This window comes from Streptomyces sp. NPDC006450 (assembly GCF_040612195.1).
Classification (GTDB): Bacteria; Actinomycetota; Actinomycetes; order Streptomycetales; family Streptomycetaceae; genus Streptomyces.
The window spans coordinates 1-12092 of sequence record NZ_JBEXPT010000158.1; the positions used below are offsets into that span (position 1 = coordinate 1).

General features: G+C 69.4%; 8 protein-coding genes, 1 tRNA gene and 1 pseudogene. 5 read left to right on the forward strand and 5 right to left on the reverse strand.

Annotation, left to right across the window (positions count from 1 at the left end):
- A pseudogene (locus ABZY57_RS29665) lies at positions 1-225 on the reverse strand (hypothetical protein); the annotation flags it as partial.
- 170 nt (positions 226-395) lie between these two features.
- Here ABZY57_RS29665 and hrpA point away from each other — a divergent pair.
- Together hrpA and ABZY57_RS29675 are read left to right on the forward strand one after the other, a co-directional pair.
- Positions 396-4331, forward strand: coding sequence for an ATP-dependent RNA helicase HrpA (gene hrpA, locus ABZY57_RS29670; RefSeq protein ID WP_356517140.1), 3936 nt, complete (start codon positions 396-398; stop codon positions 4329-4331).
- Positions 4332-4400: 69 nt separating this feature from the next.
- Positions 4401-4474 (forward strand) — tRNA-Asp (locus tag ABZY57_RS29675).
- 632 nt (positions 4475-5106) lie between these two features.
- Here the strand turns inward: ABZY57_RS29675 and bldC are convergent.
- Positions 5107-5313 (reverse strand): developmental transcriptional regulator BldC, encoded by a 207-nt coding sequence (gene bldC / locus ABZY57_RS29680; RefSeq protein WP_003949541.1) that lies wholly within the window; start codon positions 5311-5313, stop codon positions 5107-5109.
- Between the two features lie 669 nt (positions 5314-5982).
- Positions 5983-6837 carry a hypothetical protein gene (locus ABZY57_RS29685; RefSeq protein ID WP_356517142.1) on the reverse strand — a complete coding sequence of 285 codons (855 nt, stop codon included), beginning with the start codon at positions 6835-6837 and terminating at the stop codon, positions 5983-5985.
- A 193-nt stretch (positions 6838-7030) separates the two neighbouring features.
- On the opposite strand from ABZY57_RS29685, the gene ABZY57_RS29690 reads away from it, so the two are divergent.
- Complete coding sequence (locus ABZY57_RS29690; RefSeq protein WP_356517144.1) at positions 7031-8140, forward strand: Glu/Leu/Phe/Val dehydrogenase dimerization domain-containing protein; 1110 nt, start codon at positions 7031-7033, stop codon at positions 8138-8140.
- Positions 8141-8462: 322 nt separating this feature from the next.
- Complete coding sequence (locus ABZY57_RS29695; protein ID WP_250751938.1) at positions 8463-8726, forward strand: DUF3073 domain-containing protein; 264 nt, start codon at positions 8463-8465, stop codon at positions 8724-8726.
- Positions 8727-8871: 145 nt separating this feature from the next.
- On the opposite strand, the gene purM is transcribed toward ABZY57_RS29695, so the two are convergent.
- Positions 8872-9942, reverse strand: coding sequence for a phosphoribosylformylglycinamidine cyclo-ligase (gene purM / locus ABZY57_RS29700; RefSeq protein ID WP_356517146.1), 1071 nt, complete (start codon positions 9940-9942; stop codon positions 8872-8874).
- Between the two features lie 163 nt (positions 9943-10105).
- Positions 10106-11623, reverse strand: coding sequence for an amidophosphoribosyltransferase (gene purF / locus ABZY57_RS29705; protein ID WP_243341158.1), 1518 nt, complete (start codon positions 11621-11623; stop codon positions 10106-10108).
- Between the two features lie 148 nt (positions 11624-11771).
- Between purF and ABZY57_RS29710 the strand changes: the two genes are divergently transcribed.
- Positions 11772-11867, forward strand: a complete 96-nt coding sequence (locus tag ABZY57_RS29710; protein WP_323187867.1) for a putative leader peptide — start codon at positions 11772-11774, stop codon at positions 11865-11867.
- Positions 11868-12092 lie beyond the last annotated feature (225 nt).

The window sequence follows — 12092 nt, forward strand, 5'->3', positions numbered from 1 at the left end:
GGCGGAGGCGGAGGCGGGGGCGAAGGCCGGGGCGGGAGCCGGGCCCGGCTCGGCGGGGGCCGGGGCCCGCACGGACCCCTGCCCAGCGGCTGCGGGCACCACGGCGACCGGGACGGCCGGGACCACCGGGGACGACGGGGACGCCGCCGCCTGGAAGGTCCCCGCGAGCAGGGCCCAGCCCAGCAGCACCGCGAACACGCAACGGAGGCGGCGGCTGCGGGACATCGTGGGCGGCCTCTCGCTGGGACATCGCTGGGACATCGCTGGTCATCGGTGCGGACGCGTCGGGGGGACACATCGGGGTAACGCTCGGGGGACTCGTCCCGAAATGGTACGGGTCAGCCCCACAAATGCGTTCGCCACCCGGCACCTACGGGTGAGATCCTCGACCAGGTATGTCTACTTCCTTCGCCGCCCTGCAGACGCTTCTCGGTGAGATCTCCCTCCGTGACGCGCACCGCCTCGGCCGCCGCCTCGAAGGCGCCCGCCGGATCCGCAAGCCCGAGGCCAAGCAGGCCGTACTCGACGAGATCCGCGCGGAGGCCGAAAGGGCCGCCGCGCGACTGGCCGTGCGCGCCTCGCGGAAGCCCGAGGTCACGTACCCCGAGAACCTTCCCGTCAGCCAGAAGAAGGACGAGATCGCCGAGGCGATACGCGACCACCAGGTCGTGATCGTCGCGGGCGAGACGGGCTCCGGCAAGACCACGCAGATCCCCAAGATCTGCATGGAGCTGGGGCGCGGGGTCCGGGGCATGATCGGGCACACCCAGCCCCGCCGGATCGCGGCCCGCACGGTCGCGGAGCGCATCGCGGAGGAGCTGAAGTCCGAGATCGGCCAGACCGTGGGCTGGAAGGTCCGGTTCACCGACCAGGTGGACCAGGACGCGACCTTCGTCAAGCTGATGACGGACGGCATTCTGCTCGCCGAGATCCAGACGGACCGCGAGCTGCGCGCGTACGACACGATCATCATCGACGAGGCCCACGAGCGGTCGCTGAACATCGACTTCCTGCTCGGCTACCTCGCCACGCTGCTGCCCAAGCGCCCCGACCTCAAGGTGATCATCACCTCGGCCACCATCGACCCGGAGCGCTTCTCCCGGCACTTCGGCGAGGCCCCGATCGTCGAGGTCAGCGGCCGGACGTATCCCGTAGAGGTCCGCTACCGCCCGCTCCTCGAAGACGATTCCGAGGACAGCGACCGCGACCAGATCACCGCGATCTGCGAGGCCGTCGACGAGCTCCAGTCGGAGGGGCCGGGCGACATCCTGGTCTTCCTCTCGGGCGAGCGCGAGATCCGCGACACGGCGGACGCGCTGGAGAAGCGCAAGCTCCGCCTGACCGAGGTCCTCCCCCTCTACGCACGCCTCTCGCACGCCGAGCAGCACCGGGTCTTCCAGCAGCACACCGGACGCCGGATCGTCCTGGCCACCAACGTCGCCGAGACCTCGCTGACCGTCCCCGGCATCAAGTACGTGATCGACCCGGGCACCGCCCGCATCTCCCGCTACAGCCACCGCACCAAGGTCCAGCGGCTGCCCATCGAGCGGATCTCGCAGGCCAGCGCCAACCAGCGCAAGGGCCGTTGCGGCCGCACCTCGGACGGCATCTGCATCCGGCTGTACTCGGAGGACGACTTCCTGACCCGTCCGGAGTTCACGGACGCCGAGATCCTGCGCACCAACCTCGCCTCCGTCATCCTCCAGATGACCGCGGCCGGCCTCGGTGAGATCGAGAAGTTCCCCTTCATCGACCCGCCGGACCACCGCAACATCCGCGACGGCGTGCAGCTCCTCCAGGAGCTCGGCGCGCTCGACCCGGAGGAAAAGGATCACAAGAAGCGGCTCACGCCCATGGGCCGCCAGCTCTCCCAGCTCCCGGTGGACCCGCGCCTGGCCCGCATGGTGGTGGAGGCGGACAAGAACAACTGCGTCCGCGAGGTCATGGTCATCGCGGCGGCCCTGTCCATCCAGGACCCGCGCGAGCGGCCCTCGGACAAGCAGACGCAAGCCGATCAGAACCACGCCCGGTTCAAGGACGAGACGAGCGACTTCCTCTCGTTCCTGAACATGTGGCGCTACGTCCGGGAGCAGCAGAAGGAGCGCGGCTCGTCCTCCTTCCGCCGGATGTGCAAGCAGGAGTACCTGAACTTCCTGCGGATCCGCGAATGGCAGGACATCTATTCGCAGCTGCGTACGGTCGCGAAGGGCATGGGCATCCACGTCAACGAGGCCGACGCCCCGGAGACGAGCGTGCACATCTCGCTGCTGGCCGGCCTGCTGTCGCACATCGGGCTGAAGGACACCGACAAGAACGAGTACCTGGGTGCCCGGTCGGCCAAGTTCGCGATCTTCCCGGGCTCCTCGCTGTTCAAGAAGCAGCCCAAGTTCCTGATGTCTGCCGAGCTGGTGGAGACCTCGCGGCTGTGGGCCCGGGTGAACGCCAAGGTCGAGCCGGAGTGGGTGGAGCCGCTCGCCCAGCACCTGATCAAGCGCACGTACAGCGAGCCGCACTGGGAGAAGGACCAGGCGGCGGTGATGGCCTTCGAGAAGGTCACGCTGTACGGCGTGCCGATCGTCGCCCAGCGGAAGATCAACTACGGCCGGATCGACGCCGAGGTCTCGCGCGACCTGTTCATTCGCAACGCCCTGGTCGAGGGCGACTGGCGCACCCACCACAAGTTCTACGCCGACAACCGCAAGCTCCTGACCGAGGTGGAGGAGCTGGAGAACCGGGCCCGTCGCCGGGACATCGTGGTCGACGACGAGACGCTCTTCGACTTCTACGACCAGCGGATCCCCGAACACGTGGTCTCCGGGGCGCACTTCGACTCCTGGTGGAAGCACAAGAAGCGCGACGAGCCCGAACTGCTCGACTTCGAGCGCGAGATGCTCCTGACGGAGAAGGCGGCCGGGGTCACCAAGGCCGACTATCCGGACTCCTGGATGCAGGGCCGGCTGAAGTTCCGGGTGACGTACCAGTTCGAGCCGGGCGCGGACGCGGACGGCGTGACCGTCCACATCCCGCTCCAGGTGCTGAACCAGGTGACGGACGAGGGCTTCGACTGGCAGATCCCGGGCCTGCGCGAGGAGGTGGTCACCGAGCTGATCCGGTCCCTCCCGAAGCCGATCCGCCGACACTACGTGCCCGCGCCGAACTTCGCGACCCGCTTCCTGGCCACCTCCCACCCGCTGCAGGAGCCCCTGCACGTGACGCTGGCCCGGGAGCTCCAGCGGATGGTCGGGGTCCCGGTCACCGCCGAGGACTTCGACCTGACCCGGATCCCCGACCATCTGAAGATCACCTTCCGGATCGTCGACGAGCGCCGCAAGAACCTCGGCGAGGCCAAGGACCTGGAGGCCCTGCGGCTCCAGCTCAAGCCCAGGGCCCGCCAGGCGCTCTCGCAGGCCGCCGCGGCCAGCGCGGAGCGGGAGGGCGGGGAGTCGGTGGAGAAGACCGGGCTGACGGACTGGACGATCGGCACGCTGACCAAGGTCTTCGAGACCCGCCGGGCCGGCCAGCCGGTGAAGGCGTACCCCGCGCTCGTGGACGCCGGTACGAGCGTCTCCGTACGCCTCTTCGACACCGAGGCCGAGCAGCAGCAGGCGATGCGGCTCGGTACCCGGCGCCTGATCCTGCTCAACGTCACGGTGAACCCGGCGAAGTTCGCCTCGGACCACCTGAGCAACCAGCAGAAGCTGGCGCTGTCGCGCAATCCGCACGGCTCCATCCAGGCGCTGTTCGACGACTGCGCGACCGCGGCGGCCGACCAGCTGATCGCGCAGCACGGCGGCCCGGCATGGGACGAGGCGGGCTTCCGCAAGCTCTACGAGGCCGTGCGGACCGACCTGGTGGACACGACCGTACGGACGATCACGCAGGTGCAGCAGGTGCTGGCCGCCTGGCAGGCCTGCGAGCGGCGCCTGAAGACCACGGCCAGCCTCGCCCTGGTGGCCAACGTCCAGGACGTCAGGACGCAGCTCGCGGCACTCATGCCGGCCGGGTTCGTCACGCTGACCGGACTGCGCCGGCTGCCGGACCTGATGCGCTACCTGGTGGCAATCGACCGGCGGCTCCAGCAGATGCCCACGGGCGTCCAGCGCGACACCACGCGCATGGAGAAGGTCCACGAGATGCGGGACGAGTACCTGTGGCTGCTGGAGCAGTTGCCGAAGGGCCGGCCGGTCCCCGCGGAGGTCGCCGAGATCCGCTGGATGATCGAGGAACTGCGGGTCAGCTACTTCGCGCACGCCCTCGGAACGGCCTATCCGATCTCCGACAAGCGCATCGTGAAGGCGGTGGACGCGGCCGCTCCGGGACCTGCCCGGTGATCGAATTCGACTGCACCCCCTGAGCTGCGGTACAGTCTGATTCGCAGCCGCCCAACGGCCGCAAATCAAGGACCTGTGGAGCAGTTGGTTAGCTCGCCACCCTGTCAAGGTGGAGGTCGCGGGTTCAAGTCCCGTCAGGTTCGCAAGATCGTCAGGGCCCGCATCCCCAGGGATGCGGGCCCTGACGCGTTTCCCGTCCCGGAGTACGGGGGATTCCCGGCGCCGGCGGCCCACCAGCCCGCCTCAGACCCCCGATTGGGCCCCTGGGGCAGCTGGGACCCCACCCGACTCCTCACAGCGCCCCGAGGGCCGCCTGGAGGCCCGCCACGGGCCTACGGGCGAACTCCGCCCGCACACCCGCCCGGCGGGCCGCCCGCCCCCGCTCCGCACCCGGGACGGCCCGCCGCCCGGGAAATCGCCCGTCCGGATGATGCACCCCGCACGACACGTCCCTTTACGGGTGCATTGCCTGATCCACAAGAGTGATCATCTGTGACGGGAGTCACCCCATGTGTTTTTGAGACGCACCCTTTTATCGCGCCCATACGCCCGCTCGATTTTATATGTGCAATTGCACCCACCCCCGCCGGCTCCGCACACCAGCTCGATAACCCCCTGACCAGGGCATAAAAAAGATCGCGCTGGACCCGGCGGAGTCCAGCGCGATCGAACGACTGTGAACCTGTTGGGGCAGGTCCGGTCGTTTGAAGCTCTGTGGGGCTCATCGGATTGGGGGACCCGATAAACACCCGGCAATAAGTAGTGCTGCGGAACCTCAGGCCTCGCTGCGCTGCTGCGGAATTCCCGCAAGCAGTGCGCGGACCTCAGCCTCGCGGTAGCGGCGGTGTCCACCCAGGGTGCGGATGGACGTGAGCTTGCCAGCCTTGGCCCAACGGGTGACCGTCTTCGGGTCCACGCGGAACATCGTGGCAACCTCAGCCGGGGTCAGCAGCGGCTCGGCATCAGGGGTGCGAGCGGTCATGAGCGGCCTCCTCGGGAGAACCGAACCATCTCGGTTCTTTCCTCTAAATTCTGCACCTTGGCCCACGTTGCCCGAAATGGACATACGCGGGCCGAGTCGGTTATAGGACGAACGGCTTGTCCTCGGCACTACAACTACACCATCCGTCCAGCCTCGACGGCCAAACCGATGGAATTGCCCTCCGAGGTGTTCATCAGCGGCGGAAGCCGATGGACCGTCCCATAACGGACAGTCACCCCACTGTGACGATCAGTCACAGAGCGATCAGGAGTCGTCAGACCCCCCGTAGAGTGCAATACCGAGCATTCCGCCCTTAGTTGGACGGAAGGAACCCTCCCCGGACTCCTTGTCCTATTTTGGCACGAGGGTAGGGGAAGGGCGCAAGGGTGTAGAAAGTGCGGTCCGTCACCCTTGGGCCAATGGCCCGTATCGGGACGAAGGTCCCGGAACAAAGACCCAAAAGAGGGCATCACGGTCTTGAGCTGGCCGTTCTCTTCCGTGCTCGGCCGATCGACGGATGGACAACCGCGTCCGGAGTCGCTACTCGGGTAGCGCAGGTCACTCGGCCCCCCGGAAACCCCCGACCACTCCGTCACCCCGGACGTCCCGGACGCCTCGGACGCCTCGGACGCCCCGGACGCCTCGGCCTCGTCGGACTCCCCGGACTCCTCAATTGGCGAAGAGCCTCTCCCTGACCGCCCGCCACCGCTCCGCCAGGGCCCCGTACGTCCGCGCCGCCCCGTCCCGGTCCCCGGCCCGCAGGGCCGCGAGTCCCGCCGCCAGGTCCGCGGCCGAGTGGTCGGCGGCGAGCCGTTCCGCCGGCAGGGTGTGCAGCAACCCCCCGTAGTCCAGCTCCACCATCGAGCGGGGGTGGAACTCCTCCAGCCAGCTCCCGACCTCCACCAGCCCCTCGGCGAGCATCCCGTACCCCTCCGCCTCGCGCAGGGTCCGCAGACCCCGCGCGAGCCGGCGCCGGGCCTGCACCATCGGCGTCCGGTAGCGCAGCCCCTCGCCCGGCACGTACTCCCGCTCCTCGTCGGACACCAGCACGAACCAGCGCAGCGGCACCTGCCAGACCGCCGTACGGATCCACGGCCGCGCATCGGGGTTCCGCCCGCGCCAGGCCTCGTACTCCTCGGCCGCGCGGCGGCGGGCGGCCGCGGGCAGGGCGGCGTCGAGCACCGGCAGCGGGAACTCGGCCACCAGCTCCTGGAGCGCGAGCCAGCCGCGCAGCCTCGTCCGCCACGGGCAGACCAGCAGGACCCCGTCGACCTCGGCGGTGAAGGCGTCCGCGCTCTCGTGCGCCGGGACCCCGACCACGGGCACCCGCACCAAGTCCACGAGCGACCGTCGCAGTTCGTCCTGGGCCGTCGGGGTGGCCCCGCGCCGGGCGTAGTCGGCCCAGTGGGTGCGCTCCGGCTCCGGGAAGGCCGTCAGCGGCTCGTAGACGCGCAGGTAGGAGGCGTAGGGGACGGCGGGGGCCGAGCGGGCGGACGGCAGCCGGGGATCGGGGGATTCGCTCACGCTCTCGTACTCCCCCGCCCCGCCCGGCCCTACTCCGGCGGCGGCCCGCGGCCTGGCCCGCACGCCGGGCCACCGCCCCGGAACGTCCCGATCTCCGGACAGGGAGGATCAGGGGGCCCCGCAGGTCTTACGCTGCTCCCAGCACGCCCTCCCCCACCCGCAGGGCGGGCGTCTTTCCCGCCGCATCTCATCCATGGGAGTCACCACCGTGACCGAAATGACCGACGGCGTCCTGCACACCCTGTTCCGCAGTGAACAGGGCGGCCACGAGCAAGTCGTGCTGTGCCAGGACCGAGCCTCCGGCCTCAAGGCCGTCATCGCGATCCACTCCACCGCCCTGGGCCCGGCCCTCGGCGGTACGCGGTTCCACGCGTACGCCTCGGACGAGGAGGCCGTCCTCGACGCGCTGAACCTCTCGCGCGGCATGTCGTACAAGAACGCGCTCGCCGGCCTCGACCTCGGTGGCGGCAAGGCCGTCATCATCGGCGACCCCGACGTACTGAAGTCCGAGGAACTGCTGCTGGCCTACGGCCGGTTCGTGGAGTCCCTCGGCGGCCGTTACGTGACCGCCTGCGACGTCGGCACCTACGTGGCCGACATGGACGTCGTGGCCCGCGAGACCCGCTGGGCGACCGGCCGCTCCCCCGAGAACGGCGGCGCCGGCGACTCCTCGGTCCTCACCGCCTACGGCGTCTTCCAGGGCATGCGCGCCAGCGCTCAGCACCTGTGGGGCGACCCGACCCTGCGCGGCCGCAAGGTGGGCATCGCGGGGGTCGGCAAGGTCGGCCACCACCTGGTCGAGCACCTGCTGGAGGACGGCGCCGAGGTCGTCATCACGGACGTCCGCGCCGAGTCCGTGCAGCGCATCCTCGACAAGCACCCGGGCAAGGTGACCGCCGTCGCCGACACCGAGGCGCTGATCCGTGTGGAGGGCCTGGACATCTACGCCCCCTGCGCGCTCGGCGGGGCCCTGAACGACGACTCGGTGCCCGTCCTGACCGCCAGGATCGTCTGCGGTGCGGCGAACAACCAGCTCGCCCACCCCGGCATCGAGAAGGACCTCGCGGACCGCGGGATCCTCTACGCGCCGGACTACGTGGTCAACGCGGGCGGGGTCATCCAGGTCGCCGACGAGCTGCGCGGCTTCGACTTCGACCGCTGCAAGGCCAAGGCCGCGAAGATCTTCGACACCACCCTGGAGATCTTCGCACGTGCGAAGGCGGACGGGATTCCGCCGGCCGCGGCCGCCGACCGCATCGCCGAGCAGCGGATGGCGGACGCCCGCGCCGCGCGCACCGCCTGATCCACCGGGCCGGTCCCCGACCGAGCTCACGAGGCCCTTATGGGGCCTCTGGGGCGGCCCTCCGGGGCGCAGCGAGACGGAACTCACTGCGCTTCGGCGGGTCGCCCGTCAGGAAACGGCTAAAATCGCAGCTGACCAGCGAGGACGGGGCGCCTTGCTGGTACTGCACCGGGGCGCGTCATGCGGGCGGCGTACCGTATGGCCGCGGAAGCAGGTACCGTTAAACCCCTACGGACGGTCTCTCCACGGAGAGCCCGCTCCGAACCATGAACGCGTGTCAGACTCTGGGGCCGTCGAGCCCCGTCACCGAGGGGGTCGAGCCATGGGGCGCGGCCGGGCAAAGGCCAAGCAGACGAAGGTCGCCCGCCAGCTGAAGTACAGCAGCGGCGGGACTGACTTGTCGCGTCTGGCCAATGAGCTGGGCGCATCGCACACGGAACCGCTGCCTGTCAGCGAGCCGGTCGTCGATGACGAGCTTGATGATGACGAGGACGACCCGTACGCCAAGTACGCGGAGCGCTACAACAGCGATGACGAGGACGAGGACGAAGAGTCCGGTCCCTCCGTCTACCGTCGCGGTGCTTGACGCGCCACTCGGCGTCGAACTCGCGGTGCGCTGATCCTCAGCAGCGGCACACAGCTTCACATGTACGGAAACCCGGTCCAGGGCATCGCCCCGGGCCGGGTTTCCGTGCTGTTCGCACCGGTGGGAGCCGTGCTCCCCGGGCCGCTCAGCCCGCGTAGTCGCCGGTCATCGTCGCGCCCTCGGTGTGGTCGCCGCGGTCCAGGATCTCTCCCGCGACCCAGGCGTCGACGCCCCGGTCGGCCAGGGCGGTCAGGGCCACGTCCACCGAGTCCTGCGGGACCACGGCCATCATGCCGACGCCCATGTTCAGGGTCTTCTCCAGCTCCAGGCGCTCCACCTGACCGGCCTTGCCGACCAGGTCGAAGATCGCGCCCGGGGTCCAGGTCGAGCGGTCGACCGTGGCGTGCAGGTGGTCCGGGATCACACGGGCCAGGTTGGCCGCGAGACCGCCGCCCGTGATGTGGGAGTAGGCGTGCACGTCGGCCGTGCGGGTGAGGGCCATGCAGTCCAGCGAGTAGATCTTGGTGGGCTCCAGCAGCTCCTCGCCGAGGGTCCGGCCGAGCTCCTCGACGTGGCCCTCCAGGGACATTCCGGCCCGGTCGAAGAGGACGTGGCGGACCAGCGAGTACCCGTTCGAGTGAAGACCGGAGGACGCCATCGCGATGACGGCGTCGCCCGTACGGATGCGATCGGCACCCAGCAGACGGTCGTACTCGACGACGCCGGTGCCGGCGCCCGCCACGTCGAAGTCGTCCGGGCCCAGCAGACCGGGGTGTTCGGCGGTCTCGCCGCCGACCAGGGCGCAGCCGGCGAGGACACAGCCCTCGGCGATGCCCTTGACGATGGCCGCGACGCGCTCGGGGTGGACCTTGCCGACGCAGATGTAGTCGGTCATGAAGAGCGGCTCGGCGCCGCAGACGACGATGTCGTCCATGACCATCGCCACGAGGTCGTGGCCGATGGTGTCGTACACGCCCATGCGGCGGGCGATGTCCACCTTGGTGCCGACGCCGTCGGTCGCGGAGGCGAGCAGGGGGCGCTCGTAGCGCTTGAGGGCGGAGGCGTCGAAGAGGCCGGCGAAACCGCCGAGGCCGCCGAGGACCTCGGGGCGCTGCGTCTTCTTCACCCACTCCTTCATCAGCTCGACGGCGCGGTCTCCCGCGTCGATGTCCACGCCCGCGGCTGCGTAGCTGGCACCGGTGGTCTTCTCTGTCATGACAGGAGAGAGCTTTCGTGTCGTTGCTGCGGTGGTGCGAGGCCCTGGAAAAGCCTGAAAGAGAAGGCCCCGCGCAGGTTGAGCAGGATGAGGGGGGAAGGGGAGGGGCTGATGGTCCGCGGGCTCGGGCGAGCCCGCGGACCCTACAGCGTTGCCCCGGGCCCTACGGGCGCCGGAGGGCGTCGGCGGCGTCGGTACCGCCGGCCAGCTCCGTCTCCAGGAGCTGCTTGCCCAGGAGCTGCGGGTCGGGCAGCTCCATGGGGTACACGCCGTCGAAGCAGGCACGGCAGAGGTTGGGCTTCTGGATGGTCGTCGCCTCGATCATCGAGTCGAGCGAGATGTACGAGAGCGAGTCCGCGCCGAGCGACGTGGCGATCTCGTCGACCGTCATGCCGTTGGCGATCAGCTCGGCCCGGGTGGCGAAGTCGATGCCGAAGAAGCACGGCCACTTCACCGGCGGCGAGGAGATCCGGATGTGGACCTCCGCCGCGCCGGCCTCGCGGAGCATCTTGACCAGGGCGCGCTGGGTGTTGCCGCGGACGATCGAGTCGTCGACGACCACCAGGCGCTTGCCCCGGATGACTTCCTTGAGGGGGTTGAGCTTGAGGCGGATGCCGAGCTGGCGGATCGTCTGCGAGGGCTGGATGAAGGTCCGGCCCACGTAGGCGTTCTTGACCAGGCCGACGCCGTACGGAATCCCGCTGGCCTCCGCGTAGCCGACGGCGGCGGGCGTGCCCGATTCCGGCGTCGATATCACCAGGTCGGCATCGGCCGGGGCTTCCTTGGCCAGGCGCCGTCCCATCTCGACACGCGAGAGGTAGACGTTCCGGCCGGCGATGTCGGTGTCCGGGCGCGCCAGGTAGACGTACTCGAAGACACAGCCCTTGGGCTTTGCTTCCGCGAAGCGAGAGGTCCGCAGACCGTTCTCGTCGATCGCGATGAGCTCGCCCGGCTCGACCTCGCGGACGAAGCTGGCGCCGCAGATGTCCAGGGCGGCGGTCTCGCTCGCCACCACCCAGCCGCGCTCCAGGCGGCCGAGGACCAGCGGGCGGATGCCCTGCGGGTCACGGGCGGTGTAGAGCGTTCCCTCGTCCATGAAGACGAGCGAGAAGGCGCCCTTCACCTTCGGGAGGACCTTGGTGGCCGACTCCTCGATGGTCAGGGGCTTGCCGTCGTCGTCCGTCTGGCCGGCCAGCAGGGCGGTGACCAGGTCGGTGTCGTTGGTGGCCGCCACCTGGGTGGCACGGCCGTCCTGACGGGGGAGGTCGGCGACCATCTCGGCCAACTCGGCGGTGTTCACCAGGTTGCCGTTGTGACCCAGGGCAATGGAGCCGTGGGCGGTCGCACGGAAGGTCGGCTGAGCGTTCTCCCAGACGGAGGCGCCAGTGGTCGAGTAGCGGGCGTGACCGACCGCGATATGACCCTGGAGCGAGCCGAGAGAGGTTTCGTCGAAGACCTGGGAAACGAGTCCCATGTCCTTGAAGACGAGGATCTGGGAACCGTTGCTCACAGCGATACCCGCGGACTCTTGTCCGCGGTGCTGCAATGCATACAGTCCGAAGTAGGTGAGCTTGGCGACCTCTTCACCCGGAGCCCAGACACCGAAGACGCCGCAAGCGTCCTGGGGGCCCTTTTCGCCGGGGAGCAGGTCGTGGTTGAGTCGTCCATCACCACGAGGCACGCCTCCGAGTGTAGGCGAGATCGACCACTGGTCCGAATTGGGGATGCCCGGGAAATGTCACAGCACGCAGGGTGACGGAACCTGTTCGTCTCAATATCCGGATTGCCCTGGTTGACAGTCGCCTGTGGTTTCGTACAGGCTCCGGCCCATGCAGCCTCTCGGTGACCGCACCGTCACCCTCGTCGCGCGCCGACACGTGGACCTCGTCCGTGTCGCCAGCGCCATCTGTCGCTGTTCTGCGTAGCTCACGCCGCTTTTCCCTTTCCTTTTTCTCCTTTCCCCGCCGCTTTCCGTCCGAGCCCGCTCCGCCGTGCCCCGCGCCGTCCCGCGCCGCCCGGAGCCGGCCCGCGCCGGAAGGCCGGCGGGCCGTGTTCTGGAGTACCCGTGACCTCGTACGAACCCAACCTGTCCCGGCGCGCCTTCGGCGGGGGGGGGGCGGCCTCACCCCCCGCCTAGGAAAGGAGTCGAG

Bases quoted from the DNA above. Each gene is read 5' to 3' on its own strand.
- hrpA (WP_356517140.1), top strand. From the start codon at position 396: ATGTCTACTTCCTTCGCCGCCCTGCAGACGCTTCTCGGTGAGATCTCC.
- bldC (WP_003949541.1), bottom strand. From the start codon at position 5,313: ATGACCGCTCGCACCCCTGATGCCGAGCCGCTGCTGACCCCGGCTGAG.
- ABZY57_RS29695 (WP_250751938.1), top strand. From the start codon at position 8,463: ATGGGGCGCGGCCGGGCAAAGGCCAAGCAGACGAAGGTCGCCCGCCAG.
- ABZY57_RS29710 (WP_323187867.1), top strand. From the start codon at position 11,772: ATGCAGCCTCTCGGTGACCGCACCGTCACCCTCGTCGCGCGCCGACAC.
- purM (WP_356517146.1), bottom strand. From the start codon at position 9,942: ATGACAGAGAAGACCACCGGTGCCAGCTACGCAGCCGCGGGCGTGGAC.
- ABZY57_RS29690 (WP_356517144.1), top strand. From the start codon at position 7,031: ATGGGAGTCACCACCGTGACCGAAATGACCGACGGCGTCCTGCACACC.